Below are 21853 nucleotides of genomic sequence, written 5' to 3' on the forward strand. Positions count from 1 at the left end.
TGAAAACAAACAGGCGGGAGAGGGCAACCTCTTCCGCCTGTTGCGTTGCGCCAGTTCTTGCCCAACTCCCCTTGCCTGTGTTTCGCTGCTCGACAGCAAGCACTTGGCGCAGTGCGCTCTCACGCGAATCCAGGGCGAGTTTGATCGTTGATCGCGGCGGAAACCGGATGGCTGAAGCAGGGCCTGCGTTTCATTTGCGCTGGAGCCGCTCCGGCTGCGATACGCTGGGGATAGTGGCAACGAAAAAGTGAAGGATTCGCGCCACATTCTTGGACTTTGGGCGGAAAATGAGTCGCACCATTAGCTATCCAATTGTTTTTTATGAATAAAAAACCTTCTGGAGCAGTGGCTTCACCGCCTTGACTAGCGGGCGGGGTGTCAATATGTTGCGCGCAACTTGGAAATGGGGTTTTGAACCTGCCTTTCTTGAAAAAAGGAGCTGCCAATGGCACGGGGAATTGAGCCCGAAAAGCCATCCGGTGCTGTCAAGGATGGGCAAGGGCAACCTGCTTCCGGGGAGCTGGATCAGCGTTTGAACCGTCTTGAGGCCGAATTGGTCAAGAAAGGCATGTTCAAAAAGCCAGCTTCCGAGGAGGAGCGGTCGGAGACGGCAAGTTCGGTCGCGCAGGCCATGAAGCTTTCCAGCGAGTTTATCGCTGGGATCGTGGTGGGTGCGGTGCTTGGCTGGTTCATCGATCGTATCGCCGGCACGTCGCCTTGGGGATTGATCGTATTTCTCCTACTGGGCTTCGCAGCGGGTGTCCTCAATGTGCTTCGTTCCGTAGGTTATGTCGCCGATCAAGGCGGCATTAAGACTAACGCGGAAAAGAGTGACAGGAAATAAGACTTGGCGGACTTTACGGTAAAGTTCGTTCAAGTGTAAGTGATAAGCGGGCCGGATGCATGTCGGGCCCCGAGACTAAATCGCCTTCGGGCAGGGAAGACAGACGAGGTTAAGGTGGCGAACGATCCGATCCATCAGTTCCAGATTTCTCGGTGGATTCCCATCGATGTAGGCGGCGTTGACCTGTCGTTCACGAATGTTTCGGCTTTCATGGTCGCAACCGTCGTGGTCGCTTCGGGCTTCCTTTATCTGACGTCGTCGGGTCGCGGTCTTATCCCGACCCGTCTGCAGTCGGTTTCGGAAATGGCCTATGAATTCGTGGCGACAAGCCTGCGGGATTCGGCTGGTTCGAAGGGTATGAAGTTCTTCCCCTTCGTCTTCTCGCTGTTCATGTTCGTGCTGGTCGCGAATTTCATCGGTCTCTTCCCGTATTTCTACACTGTCACCAGCCAGATCATCGTGACGTTCGCTCTCGCGTGCCTGGTCATCGGTACGGTCATCGTCTACGGTTTCTTCAAGCATGGTTTCGGCTTCCTCAAGCTGTTCGTGCCGAGCGGTGTTCCCGGCATCATCGTGCCGCTGGTTGTTGCCATTGAAATCATCTCGTTCCTGTCGCGTCCGATCAGCCTCTCGGTTCGTCTTTTTGCGAACATGCTTGCAGGCCACATCACGCTCAAGGTTTTTGCTGGCTTCGTTGTTTCGCTGGCCGCACTTGGGCCCATCGGCGTCGGCGGCGCGGTGCTGCCGCTCATCATGACGGTTGCGATCACCGCACTCGAATTCCTCGTAGCCTTCCTCCAGGCCTACGTGTTTACCGTTCTCACCTGCATGTACATCAACGACGCAGTACATCCGGGACACTGAGTTCAAACCGGCGGGCGACCGCCAGAACTGAAATCCGCGCTTATATTTCAATCCAGAAGGAGCTTAACATGGAAGCGGAAGCAGCAAAGTACATCGGCGCCGGTCTCGCCTGTTTCGGTATGGCCGGTACGGCTCTCGGCCTCGGCAACATCTTCGGCCAATACCTCTCCGGCGCTCTGCGCAACCCGTCCGCTGCTGACAGCCAGTTCGGCCGTCTGGTGTTCGGTTTCGCCGTTACGGAAGCTCTGGGCATCTTCTCGCTGCTCATCGCGCTTCTGCTCCTCTTCGCCGTCTAATAAACGGTTCAAGAGTCTGGCCTGCCGCGATCTGTATCTTGAAATGCAGCGCGGCTGGCCTTTGCATATGACGTTCGAGTAGGCATGATCCCGGAAGACGGGAACCGGTTTTCGGATCAGATCATGCTCGATTTAAGGGGAAATCTGGATGTTCGTGTCCACGGCGTTTGCCCAAACCGCCACCGAATCGCAACCGGCACCAGCTGCTGGTGAGCACGGCGCAGCTGATGCTGTGCACACCGAAACCGGGGTCGCGCAGGATGCCGGACACGGCAGCGGCGTATTCCCTCCGTTCGATTCCACCCACTACGCCTCGCAGCTTCTGTGGCTGGCGATCACGTTCGGTCTTTTCTATCTGTTCATGTCGCGCGTGGTTCTGCCGCGCATTGGCGGCGTGATCGAAACCCGTCGTGACCGTATCGCCCAGGATCTCGAGCAGGCTGCCCGTCTCAAGCAGGATGCCGATAACGCCATCGTTGCTTATGAGCAGGAACTGGCCCAGGCCCGCACCAAGGCCGCTTCGATCGCCGAAGCTGCTCGCGAAAAAGGCAAGGGCGAAGCAGACGCCGAACGCGCTGCTGCCGAAGCCGCGCTGGAAGGCAAGCTCAAGGACGCCGAAGACCGCATCGCTGCGATCAAGGCCAAGGCCATGAGCGACGTCGGCACCATCGCCGAGGAAACCACGGCTGAAATCGTCGAACAGCTTCTGGGCACCAAGGCCGACAAGGCTTCGGTAACAGCCGCTGTCAAGGCCGTGAACGCCTGAGGAGAGGACAATGGACGCTACATTTTGGGCACTTGTTGGCCTCATCATCTTCCTGGCGATCCTCGCCTATCTGAAAGTTCCAGCCATGGTTGGTCGTTCGCTCGATGAGCGTGCCGATCATATCAAGAAGGAACTGGAAGAAGCCCGTACGCTGCGTGAAGAAGCACAGCAACTTCTGGCCGAGTACCATCGCAAGCGCAAGGAAGCCGAAAAGGAAGCAGGCGATATCGTCGCCGCTGCCGAACGCGAAGCCAAGGCTCTTCTCGAAGACGCCAAGCGTGCGACTGAAGAATATGTGGCCCGCCGTAACAAGCTGGCTGAACAGAAGATCGCAACCGCTGAAGTCGACGCTATAAATGCTGTCCGCGCTTCGGCTGTCGATCTCGCCGTTGCTGCCGCTGGCAAGCTTGTCGCAGACAAGGTTGACACCAAGGTTTCAGGCGGTCTGTTCAAGGACGCACTGGTTCAGGTCAAATCGAACATGAACTAAGGTTCTCGCGACCTTTTGAGTTTTGAAATGCCGCCTGAAAGGGCGGCATTTTTGTTTTAATAAGGCCTCGGAGAGGGTGCGCCAATTCGGCGGTGCATACCAATGGAATGGATGAGCCATTCAGGGACATGCCGAGTATTCGAAAAGAATGGAGCTACCGGGGGCGATGGATGACATAACCGGCGCGATCTGGTTGATCGCCGCCAGCGGCGCCTCATAATCCACTAGGATTCGATCGGTGCAGCTTCCGGTTTTGCGCTCGCATCTTTTTGGATCGAGCCGGATAAGGGCTCATTCCGGCGGACTGATTTCCGTTCAGGCGTTTCGCATCTACACGATGCGCTTAAGTGTGAGGCTCAAAGCGTCCCTTGATCGGTGCGAAAGTGTAACGGTGCAGGCCGGGGATAGGGCCGTCGCTTTCAATGGCGGCGCGGTGACGGGCGGTTGCATAGCCTGCATGCACTTCCATGCCGTAGACCGTGTGAACGCTGCCTGCGCGCTCCATCATGCGATCCCGCGTCACTTTGGCGACGATGGAAGCCGCAGCAATCGATACGGAGCGCTGATCGCCCTTCACGAGGGCAGAACCGGGGCAGGGCAGGCCAGGTGGTACATCGCGCCCATCGATCAATGCGTGGCATGGCTGTAAGATCAGCCCGTGTACGGCGCGACGCATGGCTTCCAAAGCAGCTTTCCGAATATCGCTGACATCGATGCTGCGGGCGCTGAGACTTGCAACAGAGACGCTTATGGCCTTCGCCAGAATAGTCTCATAGAGCGCATCGCGCTTGGCTGCATTGAGACGTTTGGAATCGTCTAGCCCGTCGGGAACGTCGCTTGCGTCCAGCAGCACGGCGGCAGCTACGACCGGCCCGGCCAGAGGCCCGCGCCCCGCTTCATCGATGCCGACAATATGGCGAAGCCCACGCGCCAGCAGCCTCGCTTCTTCAGAGAAGTCGGGCACGAGCGGAATGTCGAACAGAAGAGGAGAATCAGAAGCCGTGCTTTTCATGAATTCGGAATATATTTGCCAATGCTGGCCAGACTTTAAGGGCGCGCAGCTTTCGAGGCAACGCCAATTCCGGATTATTGTCGTGAGAAGGAGAGACTGCCGTGAAGTTTCTATTCAAAGTGAGAGAACGCTGACCGGAAAGGCCAGCGTTCTATTTCAATCAAGCGGTCTCACCACCGGACTTTGAAGCCCACCGATCCTTTGACGGTGTAACTATCGCCAAGACGGTTGAGAGGCGAGTTAAGAGAGCCTTCGCCATAGATGGCATAGCGCTCGCTCGCCCAGCTATAGGTACCGCCGCCACCAATGCCGCCCCACGTGCGGCTGTTTGCGGTATCGAAGGTTACATCCGCCACCTTGAAGCGCATATCGCCGAGGAAGTCCTGGTAGAGATTGACGATGCCGTAAATATTGGCAAGGTTGAACGTGCCGTCTGCCCCGTACCATGTGTTTCTGTAATCCGCAGAAAGGCCAAGGCGCCCCCGTAAACTGTCGCCGTCATGCAGCGATACATCCGCGCCCCAGATATCGTTGAAGCTGTTGAAAGAAACAGACGACCACATCAGCTGTATCTGCGGGGTTAGCGACCAATGGTCGTTCAGCCCGAAACGTTTGCCTGTTTCGATGGAGAGGGCATAACCGAAGCCCTTTCGACTATCGGCAATGTCGGAGCTGGACGTGCTGGAAGACAGATCGCTATCGTACCAAGTGGCCTGTGCCTGACCATCGGCATAAAAGCCGCTGTCGCCGTACCATGTTAGCGCCGTGCCGAGTGACCATCCCTGCATTTGTATCGAGCCATCACCATAGATCGATGAAATGTTGGAATGCGACGTGCCATATTGACCAGTGATACTGCCGACCAATTTACCCAGGTGGTTTTCGTAGAATTGTCCGTCGACCCCGGCCTGTAATTGGAACACATTTACATTCACACTTGTTGCCGTTGCGGAGGTTGCCGGTTCGAAGTGATTATGCGCGCCTTCAATGCGTCCCCACACCGTGCGGTTTGATGCAGCATCCTGCCTATCATAGAGCCGCGCAGAGCTAGTCTGGCTAGATTTGCGGTCCGGTTTTGCAGCGGTTTCATTGGCGTCTGACCAATAGCGATTGCCGGTGCGCTGTTGCAACGTCGGCAGACTGTTGAGCGCCTGCATTGCTTGGATCATGCCTTCATAGACGGGAATGGCAGGGCCGTATCTTGGCCCGGGACCATCTTTCAATTCGCTGCGCAGATACCAGTCACCGTCGCCTGGCGTGCTTACGCCGCCCTTATGCAGCGTATAGGCAAAGGCACCGGCAACGATTGCTTTTTCTCCGTCCCAAGTCGTATAGTCTCCGTTCAGACTGAAATTGCCATTCGATTGGCCGACAATGTCGACGACCTTGATGCCCTCCACCGTTTGTTCTCCCGTCCCGCCACGGTTGATGAACCTGAGGCTAGTGGAGCCTGCCGTGTCCCCTAGAACTTTGAGCATATCCGTCTTTGAACCATCACCCTGCAGAACGACGTTCATCAGCAACGAACCGTCCGCGCCGATGTAATTGCCGTTTACAGTGATTGTGGTTCCCCCGGTCCCGCCGAAGCGAACAGCGCCGCTATTCGTCAAACCAGCAACTTTCGTTTCGAAGCCGCCGAAAGCCAGCACTGCGTCTTGTCCGACCATATAAACGGCGGTTTGGCTGAAAGCTCTGCTCTGCCCTTGAAAGAGTGTACCATCGTTGACGACTGCGTTTCCTGTATAACTGTTCGGGCCAGTGAGCGTGAAGATGCCGGTGCCATTCTTGATCAGATCGCCATTTCCCGAAATGTTTCCAGAGAAGGTCGTATCAAAATTCTGGTCGAGGGAGAGCGCAGCATTCCGAAGAGTAACATTGCCGCTACCGGTAAGCCCGCCGACCGTGGTATTGAACCCGTCCAGATCGGCCATGGCACCGGCCTGTACATTCAGAAGTCCCGCACCAAATGCGTGATTCACAATGCCTGCACGGGCGGTTCCCTGGGCGACCGTCAGACCGCCAGTAAAGTTGTTGTCGCCTTTGAAAACGGTGACACCGCTTCCATTCTGCAGGACAGCACCGTCGCCGCTGATCTGGCCGTTAAAGTCTGTTTCGTCGGAGCGATTGAATGCGAGAGTGCCATAATCATAGATGTTACTTTCCACCACGACGTCGCCGAGAATGCTTCCCGTTGTGCCGCCATCACCGAGTTGCACGATGCCCTGGCTGATCGTCGTGACTCCTGTATAAGTATTGTTCCCGGTCAGGATCAGTGTACCTAAGTCGGTTTTCTTGAAGCCCTGTGTCCCGCGTAGCTCGCTGGCCACGGTGGCGATCATGGAGTCACTTGCCGAGCTGCTATTACCGACGCGTATAACGGGAGTGGTGTTGGTGTCGACGAGGGTGATGTGTTGGTCGACAAGCCTGTAACCGCCAACCGAGAATACCAGTCCCTTAGTTCTGATATCGCCCGGATTATTGTCTACCTTGACAGTACCGGCACTCCCCTCGAACATAGCGTAGTTTCCATTGTCCCAGGGACCGTTTGGCGCGCCAACCTTCGTTGTCCAGTTGTTGTTAATTGTATCCCAGGTTCCGTCACCACCATCAACCTGGTTGTTATTATGCTTGGCAGGATCGCCGCCGTCCCAGTAGTTGAGGCTGGCTATAGTGCCACCAAAAAGCAGATCGACCTGATGTTGGGTGCTGGCATCAATTGACAATAGCTGTGGATCAATGTGGGTGGGCACCGTGCCGATCGTCATTATATTATCGGTGAGATTGCCGCCATAATCGAACAGGCGATAACGCCCCGGTCCGAAAGCGCCCAAATCCTCGATATTTAAAACGCCGTCGAGCGTAAGATCCTGTCGGACGTCGAAAAGGGCGGAAAAATTCGTTGCTGGACCAAGCTTTACATTCACATTCGTTGCATTTGAAAGCATCAGGTCGCTTCTGAATGTGAACACATAGCCCTGTTGTCCGTTGAACGTGGCGTTGTCGCTGGTTGTTGTATCGCCGACAATCGTGCCTTTGCCAGCCAGGGTGGTTCCGCTGCTGGCGGCTACAGTTCCGCCTAATACGGCATTGTCCTCGATCCACAGCGAGCCGACATTCAAGAGTGTCTGACCATTGAAGCTGGAACTATCTGCGTTGAAGGACAATTGGTCTGTTCCATTTTGCTCAATCGTGCCGGATCCCGTCAAAACACTCCCGAAGACGATCTCGTTGCTTCTTTTGAAGACGAGTGTGGCGTTGGTGTCGATCTGTACGGGAAGATCAGCCAAAGCCCCGTGTACACTATCGTTTCCTAGTTGCAGCACGCCGGTTCCTGTAATGGCCACATTGCCTAGATTGTTGACGTCACCAGTGAAAATCTGGGTGCCGCCAGCAACTTCCAGGCCACTCTTGGTTTGAATCTGTCCCGCATATTCGTCGCTTTGTGCATTTGTTATAACCAATTTGGCATTACTGCGGGGCTCGCTCTCCGCACACGTCTCCTCTCCCGGTGCCAGTTGTCCGCAATCATCAATCAAGCCCCGCCCAGAGCCGGCAAGTCCTTGAATTTTGAATATTGAACCCGTCGCCAGATTGCCAAGATTTAACATGGCGCGAAGGTGCTGTTGGGTATCGGGCGTGCCAATCGTGATTTTGCTAGAGTTCTGGAGATCTCCGGCCAAACCCATGACAAGGCGACCTTCTATGATCGTCCACGGGGCGGCACTTTCCTGAGCATTGTCGACTGTCCACCAGCTTGCCCCGGTCTTTTCGAGACGTTCAATGCCGTAAAAAGGGGTATCGGTTACAGTTGTTGAACTGTAGGTTCCGCTAACCAGCTTGGACAGATCAAATGTGCTGGGATGGTTCTCGCTGTCCGCTCGCATGCCACCGAGTACGATTCCATTATTTGTGCCGGTAGAGTTTAGAATTCCCTCTATCGACGTATTTGGATGCAGTTCAATTGTATTGTTGTCTCCGTGCATCAAAACCAGTTGCTCACTGGCGCTCAATGGGACCCCCTGGGAATTCGGTGACTGACTGATAGATGAGGCCATGTCGTTTGTGGTCAGGGTCAGGCGGTTACCATTGCCTCGAAAATAAACGGCCAGGCCGGTCTTTGATTCCTGAGTCCCGTTCGGGGTGCCACCCTCAATATTCATGCCGCCTTGCAGCATGAGGTTTGCCTCACTGCCGGAAAAAACCACTGCCGTTCCAAGTTTGCCCACATTCGGATCAGTCGCGGTTCCGTCTGCCGTGTCGACATGTATAATTTTATTCTGAGCAGCGGTTGCGGCAGCCGCTCTGACGATCACATTGTTACCGTCATTAAGAATAAGGCCGTCGCCACTGTTAGCGCCATCGCCGCCGCCCTTGCCACTAAAAATGGAACTTACCGCACCTGCCGCTCTATTTTCAGCCATATTGATGATGACCGGACTTGATCCAAATATAACAGCAGCTGCGCCGCCGCCGCCGGCACCGGCATCGGAACCACTTCCGCTGCCACCGTCTCCTCCGAAAATTCTATCCGCTTGAATTTCCAGTGTGTAGTCGCTGTCGTTGTGGATGACCAATCCGGCGCCGCCGCCACCGCCACCACCGCATTGCGACTGGGCGGCACATGATCCGCTGCCGCCTGGCCCGCCACGGATCGTGCCTCGGCTTAACGAACCTGCGCCGGGAATAATAATCGTAACTTTGCCGGCGACAATAGAAGGGGATGGAACGGTCGCCGAATCATACAGGAGGCCTGCGCCACCGCCACCGCCACCGCCACCGGCAATTCCGTCAGTGCCAGCGTTGCCATTCACATCACTAAGTGGCGGCGGCGGCGTGTCACCGATCAATCCTGGCGCCCCGCCTGCCCCGCCTGTCCCGCCAAAGGTTCCGTTTGCGCCATTCCCGCCCGTCCCGTTAGAGGGCGCGAGACCGGGGTCGTCGATGCTCGCGTCCCCGCCAAACCCACCGCCCTCGATAGTCGATCCACCACGCCCGCCATTCGCTCCCCTAGGACCAGGAACACCGGCGCCGCCCCAGTCCGGAAGACTTTGAGCATAAACAGGTGCAAAACCGTTCATAAACAGTGCTATGGACAGAACATAAATGCAATGTTTGGGCTTTAGAACTATGTGTCTAATATTCATGCCGTTACCTAACCTTATAATATTTTTAGAATAAAATAATAATTTCTATGATTTTCAGATTGTAGTTTTCAATTGTAAATGTTGTCAACATTGACAGTTGTAAATTAAGAATATTATAGAAATAATAAAATTTATATATGATATAAAATATTTAACTTATGGAGAATAAGATGGTAGTGGGTACTTTTAAATTCGATATCTCGGAGAAACGAGAACTACGTATGGGTGCCACAGAAAAAATTACAGTCTTTCTGGATTTGAACGACCCGCTACCTGACGATTCTTCTAAAATATTCGCTACTTTATCAAGTAATGATTATAATGCGGTGATCTCTGGGGCAAAAAAAAGGCTCATGAACGCCGTTCCTTCCCCTGATCCCAAAGTGCCACCGAAGCGGTATACTGCCGACTTTTTTATCAATGTCGCACCGAACCTGGTTGAAACTTCTTTAGTTTCCCTTACGGTAGTATCAAATATTGTTGTCGAAAGTATACCAGGTAAAATACAAGTAAAGGTTGGTAGAAGCGCTAACGTAACGGCTGTTTCTCCGGACCCGAATCCCATATACTTCACAACAGTCGAGACCATAATAAGCCCGGAGCTTTCTGCGCAAAAGGCGGAATACTCTTTAACTATTCTCGATAACAATAAAAAACCGATAAAGGATTATATTGTTGAATGGGGAGAACAATATAATACAGGGTCGTTTAAGTATGTAATGGCATTTGATTCATTAAATTCAACAAATCCTTTAATTCCTGATTTTGATGACCAGGCGACTATAAAAAAAGAAGTATATCGAACGGTAACAGATAGTAAAGGTGTTGCAACTATATTCTTTCTCCCCGGAATGGAACCGGCGTATCTTGCCGTCAGATGTACTGCTGTTGCAAGCCAGCCGCAAACATATAGTCCGATTGTGATATTTGATGCCCTTAAGCCCAGTGTATATGCATTGCAGGAACCTGGAGTGGAGCTTGGGCGAGATCAGCAAGGGAACCTTGACCTGAACACGTCTGCAGGTGACACAGTGAACTGTGTTATCACAACGAATAGTAGTTCTTTTTATAGTACAGATACACTAATATTATTCTTCGCTGATGATAACAAGCTTGCAACGTACTTTAATGTCTTTTTTGATGGCCCGGTGCCTCCGGCCATTATAGATTTGACAGTTCGAAAGGCGTTCTTCAAAACAGGTGCAGGAGACACTAACCGGAACAAATTCTATTATGTTGTCGCTGATAAGATAGCAGGCGTTGTGACCTCTTTATTTTATAGGTTCAACGCATCGGGAGGGCGAGGCGAAAACAAGCCTGATCCAACTATACAACCACGAGACTTGCCAGCCCCGGTCGTAGAAAATTTATACTTAAATACTGTGAATTTAAATACCATCGAAAATGGTTTTCTGAATGTAAAGGTTGACGTTGCTCCTGGTCCTGGGTGGATGACGCCCAAAGCCGGGGATGCTATAATATTAACGATCTATCTTAACGGGCTGGACCCCAAGACAGGTTCGGACAAGAACGCAGCATTCGATGCCAAAATAATACTTTCTTCTACAGATATTACGAATGGCTCTGTAAAATTTCAATTTGCTCGTGGAGTTGTGCAGGGATATGAATCGTACCAATTAAGACCGGGCGACTTTTATGCAGAATACTTTGTCCAGCCGGCCGGATCTCCGCAAAAAATTTATTCAATGATTACCTGGCATTTCCTGGATACCGTCGCGCCGACCAGCTTAAAGCTTACTAATTGAACTTAACGAGCTTTAAAAATGGCTTATATCCCGTTACAACTAAATATTACCCAAGGGTCGGGGCCTGATGACGCCAAACATACTGGTATCAAGCCATCAAATATTGCAACGGTCTATGGTTCTCCGGGCGCTGCTCTTACTGCGCGGATCACTGGGGACGCCGGCATTCGCGAGGCGTCATTTGGCACGATATATTCGTTCACCTTAAATGCCAATGGCCTCGGACAGTTTCATATCGCCAGAAAGCTCAGTTTGGGGGAGCGGGATGTATCCCCCAGCGTAACAGTAACAATTACTGACCGCGATAATCCGCAAAATACCATCAGTGGTAATGTTGTTTTTGGTCTTTTTGGACTAGGCGACCTGAAACTCCACTCCCAAAACAATACGACCGGTGCTCCATCTGATGGTGTTACGCCCTGCACCATATACGTAATCGTCAATCCGGTCGTGATAGATATAGGCACACTCACCAAACTCGCCATACGGGTGGATGGCAAAGCATTTCTTCTCGGAAACACTGGCGATCCGGCGGGTGCATTTGTTCCGCTGGACCAGGATGGTAGCGCGACGATCTCTCTCGCGAGCTTTTGGCCGGGGGAGAATAAGGTAACTGTTGCCTTGCCTGAAAGCCCTGATGGTGAGTTTTTTACCGTTCGGTTGAGTTTTGTCAATTTTCCAATTACGCAATAACTGAATGGACCATTCATCATGGACAATCCAACGCTCGTTGCCCCCCTGCTGCCACAGGCTGAAAACGGCATAATCGACGTCCAGCGTATTATCGGATCCATTACTGTACGTGTGCCAGCCTATAGCAATATCAGAAAGGGTGACATTCTTGTTGCCTTTTTGGATGATGTGAGTTCAGTGCCTCAGCTCGTCCCGGCGCCGGACCTAGGGGGTGGTTACCCTGTGCCCTTTGATTTGCTGTTTCAAAACAATAAAATCGATAACGGTCTCAAGACAGTTTGGTACACTGTAACGGATGCGTCCGATAATGTTGGAACCTCGATTTCGACAACTGTAAGAATCATTAACAGCACCGCGATAAAGCCGCCGCCGCCAACCTTCCCGGATGCTCGCAACGGGAAGTTATTCAAAAGCTCAATCCAGAAAAATGATGGCGCTCGCATCAGAGCTACATATGCCCGCATGATGCAGGGGGATGCTGTAAAGTTCTTCTGGAGCGGGTCCGATGCCTCAGGAGCCTCTGTTCCCGAAGCATCTTTTGAATCCGCCCCGATTACTATCCAGCCAGCCGATGTTGCGCAAGGTTATGTTGAAAGCAGAATTCCGGCCACAAACGTTCTCGTGCTTGGAGATGGCGGTATTGGAACGGCCCATTATAAGATAGAATTCGCCCAGCCCGGCGACATCAGACCAGTCTCTCCAGACACAAGCGTTCTGATCTCATTTGCTGGATTGGATCAGCTGACATTGATTGCCACTCAGGAATCTGGGTCCCGAGATGTGACATTCCCGCTTCTGCTGCCCAATAACGTTATCAAAGTCTATGGTCCTCCCAAAGCAAAAATGAAAGCGGACGTAACAGCAGGTGCCAGGATTGTTGATGCGTCGGCCCCAGGAACGGATTACGATTTCGAATTAAACGGTGATGGCGTATTCTATTTAGAGGTATACACGTCCCGTCCCTTTATAGAGACCAAAGAATCCATAAACCTTTTAGTATACGAATCTGATTTACTATTTAGCAAATCGGTAGATCTTTCTTTTGCTGTCAACAGGGCTGGCTCTGGGGGCGTTCAGTCGTACAGCCGGACCACGGGAGCCGTTGCTGATAGCATCATGCGTTGCTCAATTTGGCTGATTGCAGAACGGGGCGTTGCATCCATCAATGCGGTGATTACGGGATCGGCTTACATCAACGGCTGGACACAGCAAACGAGTATACCTGTTCATGCAGATGGGACTGCAACGATAAATATAATTAGCGAAGTGGCTCAAGCCGTCACATTAAATCTTAAGGCACCGGGCGAATATCATGGTGAAACGAACGTCAACTTCATTTTTCTTAAAGATATTATATAGCAAAAATCAATAAATTAAAATAGAGATTAGATATGCCTGATTATTTTACTCATTCTATAAATATGAATGATTCAACAAAGACAAACGTGGATTCCAGGACAGGATTATACAGCGTAACTATTCCGCTAGCCAATCTTTTCGCAAATAAGCTGAAGGGACCGGAACAATCATTAGTGTTGAACTATGCGCCATTTGTGGATCTTGATTGTGGGTTCGGTAGGGGGTGGCAACTTAACTGGACGTGCTACGACGAAAATAGCCAGACCTTGCATCTTCCATCGGGTGAAAAGTACAAGATCGAAGTTGATTCTGGATTTACTATTCGACAGACGAAGATAAAGTCATTCAATTTCGGGAAGACGCAGGATAATTCGTACCGTATAACCCACAATACTGGTGGTATTGAAATACTTGGTAGCAATAATAATGGAATTTGGTATCCGACAAGAATATTTTCTCCGTTAGGGGGGTATATAGAATTGTCCTGGAACCAGCCTCAATCAAATACAACAGCCAGTCTCGCATCGATATATGGTGCTGACGATGAACAATTGCTTAGCGCAACCTACAGCGGCGGAAGGGCAGCTTTCTCATTGTGGCCGGATGGCGAGGATTCTGAAAAATTTGATATAGTCGCCGTTAAGTCCAACGGATTTTTAACAGAACTTCAAATCGGAGACTGGGTTTGGAAATTTGATTACGATCGCTCAATCAATGCACAACTTGGCGCGCCTTTAAATTACGTCAAGTATCCAAACGGAATGATTGAAACGGTAGATTATCTGCCAGACGCGATGCACTATCCAGCAGAAGCGGGTCATAGAGTGTCAGTTCCGTGCGTGCGCACTTATACTCGTACGTTCAATGGTGGGCAACCTCCGGTGGTGGTTGTGTACGACTTTAAATCAGAAAAATATAATGGAACAAATTATCTTGGTTTTGGTGGAAGTTTTTCTGAATACAACGAAGAAGATGACAATATATTCAATATAATAGATAGTAACTATAGGTACTGTACAAAAGAAACACTTAAAAGTGATGGTGGCGATATTGTAACAGAACGAACCTTTAACTCATTTCATTTAATGGTATCGCAAATCTCAGGTAAGGGCGATTCCAAAACGGCTGTAACGGTAGATTACTGGATTGATGGGAGCACGTTCCATGATCTTCCGAAGTATTATAAGTGCCCCAAGAGTATTAAGGTCCAGCGTAGTATTGGGATCGAAAAAGGTGATGTTTATGAAACTACATTCACCTACAACGATGATGGAACCAAGAAAAGTTGCACCGCCAATGACGGGACCCAAATTGATTGGGAATATTTCGATATAAACGGCGAAACTGGCGCCTGTCCACCGAGCCCTGGCAGGTTGCAAAGGTTCATCAAAACCCAAACTGTTACCTCGCCGGCAAAGACGAGTTCCACGGGTCAGATATGGAAATCAAGTAAATATAAGGACGAGTATAAATATATTCAACTGGATGTCGGCGGCGACATTAATGATCCAAATATGCCGGTTGCTTATGCGGTGCTGGGATGTAGCCAGGATTACAGCGTTTTTGATTCAATTAGCGGGAAATGGAAATATTTGTATAAAAAAGGAGTGAGCTATTTCGATGAAAAAAGCGATAGTTTGTTATTTGGAAGATTAAAATGCAATATTAAGACAATTGTGGACGAGAGTGGAAAAGAATATATTCGCAATGAAAATTACAAATATGAATACTCTGATTATAGTGACACATTAACGACAACGGAGACAATCACAACTTACGACAGCAAGGACGATATTGTTACAAAATCTCAATACTCATGTAGAACAGGACGTGTTTTGGCTGAGTGGGATAGATTCAACGTTAGGTCAGATATATATTATAATGTTCATGGACAAGTTAAAGAAGTTAAACTCGCTTCTGAAACAAGTAAGTATTTGAGGGTTTTCAATAAAAGTTATCAATTCTTGCCGTCAGATATAGATAAAGAAGTGCTTCTGCCAACAGAAACGCTTACCTTCGCCAGTGGAGCGCAGATACGACGATGGTATGATGGCGGTGCTCGGCAAATAAAGGAGGAACGGAAAGTTGATAACGTTTGGGTTACCCACTCGGAGTTTGCGTATGGAGATCATGGCAACATCGTGGAAATAACAGAATATGATTATGATGGCGATAAGAATATTATAAAAGAGCAAACCAGGATTGATTATAATAATTGGTGTAAGCGATCCCGCTTCACGAATTTGGTGAACCAGCGTTTTACAGAGTTGGATCATGATCTAATGAATCGCGTGGTGACGATGACCTGGAGCGACGACAAGGCGCCCGGCGCGGTTTCGAGCAGAGATGTATCAGCAGCGTCCGTTGTGACTCAGCTTGATGCACGCGATCTGCCCATATCTACGACATGGCGGAACAAGCGCAACGAAGTCATTGCGACTGAAAATAGTTATTATGATGGCATGAAAAAGCTCCGCGAACATATCGATGGGAGTGGCAACAAAACGTTATATGATTACGATCGTTGGGGGCGGTGTATAACACGCACGCTGCCTGGTGGTGATAAGGTTACCCAAAGCTATGCACCGCAAAGCGGCGACGTGCTTATTACGTCGATAGCGGTTCGGGATAAAGAGATTGGAAGCCAGATATTTGATGGATTTGGTCGCGTTACATCAGCGAAACATGGCGGACGTGAATGGAGCTGTACATATGCCGGGTCATTTCCAAAACCTGATACTGTGACAGCTCCCGACGGCGTTGTTTTCAAAAACGAGTATATACCGGAACTCGACTGCGCGTTAGCGAAGAGATCTACAGTTACCGGAGACCTGATTCAGGAATACGAATTTGATCCAAGATTAATGAGTATGACAAAAGCCGTAGAAACGGTTTCGGGAAGGGAAACCGTCATCGATTACGAATATGATATCTGGGGAAATTTAAAGAAAAAAGACTATAAGCTTCCTAATCGAAACAAGCGGACTGAAATTAATACGGTTTCTGCTTTTGGCCGTATACTGACGCATCTCGATGTTGACGGTGGCAAGGATACCTACACATATTTGCAGGATGGATCGGTAGATGCGGTTACAAATGGATTGGCATCCGTCCGCTTCGGTTATGTGAAGGGAGAGCTATCGCGCTGGACGGTATATGAAGGCACTGCCGAGCGTGCCACGACTGCGATTGAGCGAGACGAATTTCTGCGCGAGATATCCCGTACAGTAACCCCGACTGATGGTGACGCGTCTGTGCGCGTTGCGCAGACCTTTGAGGATAAGAGCGGTGCCATCGCGTCCCGAAGCGTGTCTCGTGGCGAAAAGATGGATTGGGTGGAAGAGTACGGTTACGACGCGCGAAATCGGTTAACGAGTTGGTCTTGCAAACGCAATGTTCAAAGCAACGATCCCGGCGCTCAAACATTTGTTTATGACGCATTTGATAATATAACCAGCTGCACCACAACGAATTATGCCGGAAAAACTAATGTTACGTCATATTACTTTGATAATGCTGACGATCCTTGCCAGCTGACCAGATTGGTAACAGTTCAGCCGTCAAGCAAGCGTTCGACAGTTTCCTTGGAATATGACGCCCGTGGCTGTTTGAAAAAAGACGAGAAAGGTCGTCGGCTCACATATGATGCTATGGGTCGTTTGTCATCGATCAATACCCGAAAAGGCGCGAAGGTCAAAACATCGTTATACAGTTACGATGCGCACGGCGAAAGACGGATGCAGACATTGCCTGATAAAAGCCAACTTGAATTTTACTACGGCAGTCATTTTCCGCAATGCGTCATCCATCGTAAAGGCGCGCAAACACGAGCGACGCGGTGGCTTTATCACGGCAGTGACTGTCTGGTCCAGACGAGCAAGGATGGGTTGCTTCTGCCTGTGAGTAATTCGCAAGGCTCGATCCTCGCTTCAAAAAATAATGACGAAAAATTTAAACTGCACCTATGCTTGCCATATGGCCAGACGATGGGTGCTGGCGCTGATCCTGTCACTATCGGCTTCAATGGCGAGTTCAGCGATCCTGTCTCGGGTCACTATCACCTCGGCAACGGCTATCGTGGCTATAATCCTGTGCTGATGCGCTTCAATGCGCCCGATTCATATTCTCCATTCGGGCCCGGCGGCATCAATCCCTATGCTTATTGTTCAGGAGACCCCGTAAACAAAACAGATCCATCCGGTCACCAGGCAAGTACGTTCAAAATAATTTGGGGGATATTTTCGATTGCAACCTTCGCGCTGGGCTTGTGGGGGATGGGAAGTGCGATCGCCGGGCTTGCGGATTTGGCGCTGGATGAGGGGGGTATCCTGACTGGCGAGGATGTAGCGGAAGGCGTGGTAGCTACTACGTTTATCGGGGCGAAAAAGGCTTCCAAGCTCGGCATCGGTATTGCGGGGCTTTCGGGGCTTGCCAACTTAACGTCTACCGCCACGTCCATTGCGGGTGCTGGCATTTCGGTGACTGGAAATCAAGGCTCCATAGATTTCGATCCCGCACCCGAAGACCGGACAGACGCAAGAATGGATCTTGCCAATAGGCTTGAAATAGCGAGTGTTTCTTTCGCTTTCGTGGGTGGGCTTTTATCTATCTTTGGTTTCCTCCACGGCGCTTTTACTAACCTAAATAACGTCGAGCAGGATTTCACCAATGTGAAAGCGTGGGGGAAGAAAAAGCTTGGTATTAAAGGTCCGTCTAGAGAAATACAGCCAGGATCACCGTTGGCCCCGGAGCCCGCTCATAGGAGCGGTGGCTTGCTTAGCCGGTTTCGAGAATTTATAAATAGTCGGCGGGAGCCCAACAATACGTCGCAGCCTGCGTTAAATGATGTTCCAGAGAGTAGTCCTGTGCCCTCTCGCGCCTCTTCGCACAGCTCAATACGAGCTGTAGTGAATTCGGATACTTCTGCCCCTCCACTTCTGACTACTCCGCAACCACAACTCCGAAACAGATCATTTCAATTTAGTCACGATAATGTATCTATCAATGGCACAAGGGAACACTTTAGTTACGGGGAGACAACAACAATGAATTTGACGTAGGCGTAATGTTAATATTTTGTATTAATTGTGTAGTTTTTTTATGAAACCAATAATATTACAATATGGGAAATTATATTCGAAGTATGAGCCTAAAAGGACGGCTGCATAGACTAAATATGTTTGGATTAATAGAATAATGTTAAAAAATTATGTATTATTTTTCGCGATTACTTGAAAATTTATTTAATTATTACAAAGAGTAAATTTTTTTATATAATAGAAGAATTGTTCGATCTTTAATAAATAATATAAGTATTATTAAATAAGTATATTTAAAGGAATATTGTATGGCTACAGAATTTGATATTGAAACAGAAAACGGCGATACGGCTTATGCAGATGGTATAGATTTTATTGATGCAAAAGCATTTTATCGTGTCGATGGGACATATCCAAGCGTAACAGTCACTTTTACATTATCGGGATCGTCGACCGCCAAGTTTGAAAACCGAACCCAGATTACATCGCAGAAGACCGATAACTCCGGTTATGCTTGGGTTAAGATTTTTGATACGACTGCCGGGAAGGTCACTCTCACGGCTAAGACCGAAGGATCAACCGCATCTCGCACTTTTACCTTCACCTTGGCTCCCTGCGTCATTCTGAAGTCTTTGAAGGGCGAGGCGTTTGTCTGGACGCAGCCCAAAGGTTTGCCAAGCGAAGATAGCCAGGCATCTATCGAGATAACTGTAGATGGAGCAGAAGCCGATGAAACATATGCAGTTCCTTTTAGAATAATTCCGCGCAGCACGTCGGAAGGTCCGGATCAGTGGATTATTGATGAAAAGGACCCTGATAATTATAAGAACACGCGCGGTGTAGCATACATATCGAAATCCTATCCGAAATCGATAGTAAATTTAGCAAGTAAAACTGTTGTAGATATGGCTTTTCTTGCTAGATTTGACGGTCAATCAGATCACGAGGAACGAAGTATATATGTGAAATTTGTGCCTAGGTTGCCTGATACTTTAAATCTTCGCGCATATCCACCCGTAGTTAATGCTGACGGTATACAGTTAATATCTGCGGAAGCAACAGCATTAATCAATGGCCAGACCGGATCAACTAAGCCGCTCCCCGGTGTCGATGTATATTTCTCTTTGCCAGACGATTCGAACGCAGAATTTGAAACCGGCGGTCTAATACATGACTGTGACGACACCCACCGCCCCAGCTATGGGGGGAAAACTGTATGGGGCACTACCGGGCCTAATGGAATAATTACGGCACAGTTTAGAAGCAGAGAGCCAGAAAAAGGTAAAGTATTGGCTTACGCTTACTATGACAAGAACAGCGTGCAACGAGAGGCTGACTACGAATTTGAAGTCCCGGCTGGTCTTACAATCATCATGACCGCCCAGTCGATGACGACGGACAGCCCATCGGTGCCTGTCAGATGGAGGCCGGGCGATACACCTATCGCTGCTGCTGACGGGGTGTCATCAATCTCTATCTTCACGAAGCTCACAGACTCCCATGGAGTGCAGTGGAAGGGCGGGGATATGTCCTATGAACTCAGTGGCACATCCGCCCAGTTTGTCCCGGGCCCGGGTATCAAGTTGACCAATTCCAACCGCACCGCAATCGTCGACATTATTGATAAAAGCACGGGCAAGCCGTTTGTCCTCGGTGTAATTAATACGGTCGCAGAAACGGTGATGGTGACGATAAAGGTGCCGTCCTTAGAAGATCGCAATACACAAACGAATACGCTGTCGTTCACGGAACCATGGATGGATGTGACGAATGTGATAGCAAGATTTCCCGTTCAGGATGTAACGCAAAGAAAAATATATGCGAACGGGCGGCATGTCGTCGAAATGCAAGTATCCATGGATATGACGACAAACAACCACGATGCTTTGCCTCAAACTGCCGTCCCGGAGAAACCATTCAAAAACGTCCAATTTTTAAACTTTAATGACGGCACGCCGTTTCCGCCCGTTGGATCGGCCGGCGTTGAGGAACGTTCCGATGCCTCGGGGTGGACCATCGTAGAGGGAACGACGCCGGATTATCCTTATGCAACACCTATTTCCGACGCCATAAAGTCGGCGGCAGGTGAGGATGCGATAACTGAGGCCCTTCAACCCCGTATTGGAGGCCTGGCATATGCCACAACGAGGACAGCGGCTTACAGTATTAAGTGTGGTGAATCGGTATCGGGGCAGCAATATCAATTCGGATTCCAGGTAACACCAAGCGGAACAAGGATCATCGCGTCGAATGAGCATGTTTCCGAAGGAGGCGTTGAGATTCCGTATGCCATAGCTCTGGCAATAGAACCAATACGGTTTTTTAAAACCGGACGTTTCCTGGATCTAAATTCCCAGAAAATCATCAAATCAATACCGCAGCTTTCCTATAATATGTCCCACATAGACACGAATGGTGTCACCACAAGCACCGAGTTAACGGATATTGATGCGATACTACAATACCCACAAAATTACTCCAGGCAGTGGGACTACATAATAAGGTTATTAGAGGTAGAAAATAGTAACAGAATAAAAAGAGTTATATTAAGACAAGGTAGTAAAATTCCAGAAGATTACTGCTTCGCGGAAGAGTCGAATGTTATTTATAATTTTAAAACGTATATATGGCCAAATAATATTTATGATTCCGATGGAAACTTATTGCAAACAAAAGAATCTTATACGTTAAGCAGCGAAGGGATTCCAGATGTAAAAAAAACAAATATTGTAACCATAAGTGATGCAATTCGGCTAACCCTTTTTGTAGCCTTCGGTAACATATCAAATGGTTCGTATAAATCGCTAAATGTAAGCATAGATATATATGATCAGTATGGAAACACGGGGGCATTCTATCTCAATCCCGCGCCTCCGATTACTTACAACACAGGTTTGCTTAAAGCGCAGAAGTTCCTCCTTTCGGGAGATTTTTTCGCTAATCCGTCCACGGCTGGCGTTAGTACGGGATTTATCAATTCGAGGAATCGCCCGGGCCTTCGTGCTGGCTATGATGCCAGCCTTACGCTAGCTAACCGAGCTTGGGTGGTGTTTAACGCGGGCAATAAGTTGAAATTTCTGGCGAAGCCCAGAACAGATCCAGTTTCAATTGCCAATATACCTCCCGGATATAAAATTAATCTTGGTGATTTCTACTCCGTAACTAGTGATAACAGAGAAGTATTCTATGTATCTAACGGAAAGTATTGGAGGATCACACCTATGTGGACCGACAATACAGTGCTCATATCTGAGTTTGGTAATGACACCGATTCATTCTGGAAAATTAGTTCTGCAACTCAGGGTTCAGTATACTGGGTTCCGACAACGACAACTTATTCTGCAAACAACCAAGAAATATTATGGATTTTAGATGACGGAAGATAAAAATATATATTGACCCGAATCTGGATTAATTAATATACATTATACATAAGTCGCAAATTTGTCCCGAAAATACCCGTTAGTGCATTCGGGCTAAAATTGATATACAGATCGTTTCTGTTTTTTCAACGCGATTAAGCGTTGTGGCAAATCAATCGCCTTTTGTCGTTGACCGATACTTTTCGTTCGCCGGTATG

Annotated in this window: 12 protein-coding genes; 10 read left to right on the top strand and 2 right to left on the bottom strand. The window is 49.4% G+C overall.

The features are described from left to right. The first annotated feature begins 445 nt into the window (after positions 1-445). From FIC94_RS14725 to FIC94_RS14745, 5 genes are all read left to right on the top strand, one after another. Positions 446-844 carry an AtpZ/AtpI family protein gene (locus tag FIC94_RS14725; protein ID WP_140025404.1) on the top strand — a complete coding sequence of 133 codons (399 nt, stop codon included), beginning with the start codon at positions 446-448 and terminating at the stop codon, positions 842-844. 114 nt (positions 845-958) lie between these two features. Beyond that, positions 959-1708 (top strand): F0F1 ATP synthase subunit A, encoded by a 750-nt coding sequence (locus FIC94_RS14730; RefSeq protein ID WP_109368422.1) that lies wholly within the window; start codon positions 959-961, stop codon positions 1706-1708. A gap of 68 nt (positions 1709-1776) precedes the next feature. Continuing rightward, entirely contained in the window at positions 1777-2004 is a 228-nt protein-coding gene (locus tag FIC94_RS14735; protein ID WP_002963544.1) for a F0F1 ATP synthase subunit C, read from the top strand. A 148-nt stretch (positions 2005-2152) separates the two neighbouring features. Continuing rightward, positions 2153-2770 (top strand): F0F1 ATP synthase subunit B, encoded by a 618-nt coding sequence (locus FIC94_RS14740; RefSeq protein WP_140025405.1) that lies wholly within the window; start codon positions 2153-2155, stop codon positions 2768-2770. A gap of 10 nt (positions 2771-2780) precedes the next feature. Then, a complete protein-coding gene (locus FIC94_RS14745; RefSeq protein ID WP_109368424.1) occupies positions 2781-3260 on the top strand; it encodes a F0F1 ATP synthase subunit B in 480 nt (159 codons plus the stop codon). A gap of 343 nt (positions 3261-3603) precedes the next feature. Here FIC94_RS14745 and rnhB read toward each other — a convergent pair whose 3' ends face one another. Together rnhB and FIC94_RS14755 are read right to left on the bottom strand one after the other, a co-directional pair. Further along, positions 3604-4272 carry a ribonuclease HII gene (gene rnhB, locus FIC94_RS14750; RefSeq protein ID WP_140025406.1) on the bottom strand — a complete coding sequence of 223 codons (669 nt, stop codon included), beginning with the start codon at positions 4270-4272 and terminating at the stop codon, positions 3604-3606. 170 nt (positions 4273-4442) lie between these two features. Next, positions 4443-9119, bottom strand: coding sequence for an autotransporter outer membrane beta-barrel domain-containing protein (locus tag FIC94_RS14755; RefSeq protein WP_140025407.1), 4677 nt, complete (start codon positions 9117-9119; stop codon positions 4443-4445). Positions 9120-9586: 467 nt separating this feature from the next. Here FIC94_RS14755 and FIC94_RS14760 point away from each other — a divergent pair, with 467 nt between their 5' ends. From FIC94_RS14760 to FIC94_RS14780, 5 genes are all read left to right on the top strand, one after another. Beyond that, positions 9587-11182 (top strand): hypothetical protein, encoded by a 1596-nt coding sequence (locus tag FIC94_RS14760; RefSeq protein WP_140025408.1) that lies wholly within the window; start codon positions 9587-9589, stop codon positions 11180-11182. An 18-nt stretch (positions 11183-11200) separates the two neighbouring features. After that, positions 11201-11875, top strand: a complete 675-nt coding sequence (locus tag FIC94_RS14765; protein ID WP_140025409.1) for a hypothetical protein — start codon at positions 11201-11203, stop codon at positions 11873-11875. Between the two features lie 18 nt (positions 11876-11893). Beyond that, the gene (locus tag FIC94_RS14770) at positions 11894-13234 is read left to right on the top strand and encodes a hypothetical protein (RefSeq protein WP_140025410.1); all 1341 of its coding nucleotides are present in this window, start codon (positions 11894-11896) and stop codon (positions 13232-13234) included. 32 nt (positions 13235-13266) lie between these two features. Continuing rightward, positions 13267-18294 (top strand): RHS repeat-associated core domain-containing protein, encoded by a 5028-nt coding sequence (locus FIC94_RS14775; protein WP_140025411.1) that lies wholly within the window; start codon positions 13267-13269, stop codon positions 18292-18294. A 287-nt stretch (positions 18295-18581) separates the two neighbouring features. Next, positions 18582-21659 carry an Ig-like domain-containing protein gene (locus FIC94_RS14780; RefSeq protein ID WP_140025412.1) on the top strand — a complete coding sequence of 1026 codons (3078 nt, stop codon included), beginning with the start codon at positions 18582-18584 and terminating at the stop codon, positions 21657-21659. Positions 21660-21853 lie beyond the last annotated feature (194 nt).

Origin of the sequence: Ochrobactrum teleogrylli, assembly GCF_006376685.1 — a bacterium.
Lineage (GTDB): Bacteria > Pseudomonadota > Alphaproteobacteria > Rhizobiales > Rhizobiaceae > Brucella > Brucella teleogrylli.

Excerpts from the sequence above, each read along its gene's own strand:
- FIC94_RS14770 (WP_140025410.1), top strand. The coding sequence starts at position 11,894 with ATGGACAATCCAACGCTCGTTGCCCCCCTGCTGCCACAGGCTGAAAAC.
- FIC94_RS14765 (WP_140025409.1), top strand. The coding sequence starts at position 11,201 with ATGGCTTATATCCCGTTACAACTAAATATTACCCAAGGGTCGGGGCCT.
- FIC94_RS14740 (WP_140025405.1), top strand. The coding sequence starts at position 2,153 with ATGTTCGTGTCCACGGCGTTTGCCCAAACCGCCACCGAATCGCAACCG.
- FIC94_RS14780 (WP_140025412.1), top strand. The coding sequence starts at position 18,582 with ATGGCTACAGAATTTGATATTGAAACAGAAAACGGCGATACGGCTTAT.
- FIC94_RS14735 (WP_002963544.1), top strand. The coding sequence starts at position 1,777 with ATGGAAGCGGAAGCAGCAAAGTACATCGGCGCCGGTCTCGCCTGTTTC.
- rnhB (WP_140025406.1), bottom strand. The coding sequence starts at position 4,272 with ATGAAAAGCACGGCTTCTGATTCTCCTCTTCTGTTCGACATTCCGCTC.
- FIC94_RS14760 (WP_140025408.1), top strand. The coding sequence starts at position 9,587 with ATGGTAGTGGGTACTTTTAAATTCGATATCTCGGAGAAACGAGAACTA.
- FIC94_RS14745 (WP_109368424.1), top strand. The coding sequence starts at position 2,781 with ATGGACGCTACATTTTGGGCACTTGTTGGCCTCATCATCTTCCTGGCG.
- FIC94_RS14725 (WP_140025404.1), top strand. The coding sequence starts at position 446 with ATGGCACGGGGAATTGAGCCCGAAAAGCCATCCGGTGCTGTCAAGGAT.
- FIC94_RS14775 (WP_140025411.1), top strand. The coding sequence starts at position 13,267 with ATGCCTGATTATTTTACTCATTCTATAAATATGAATGATTCAACAAAG.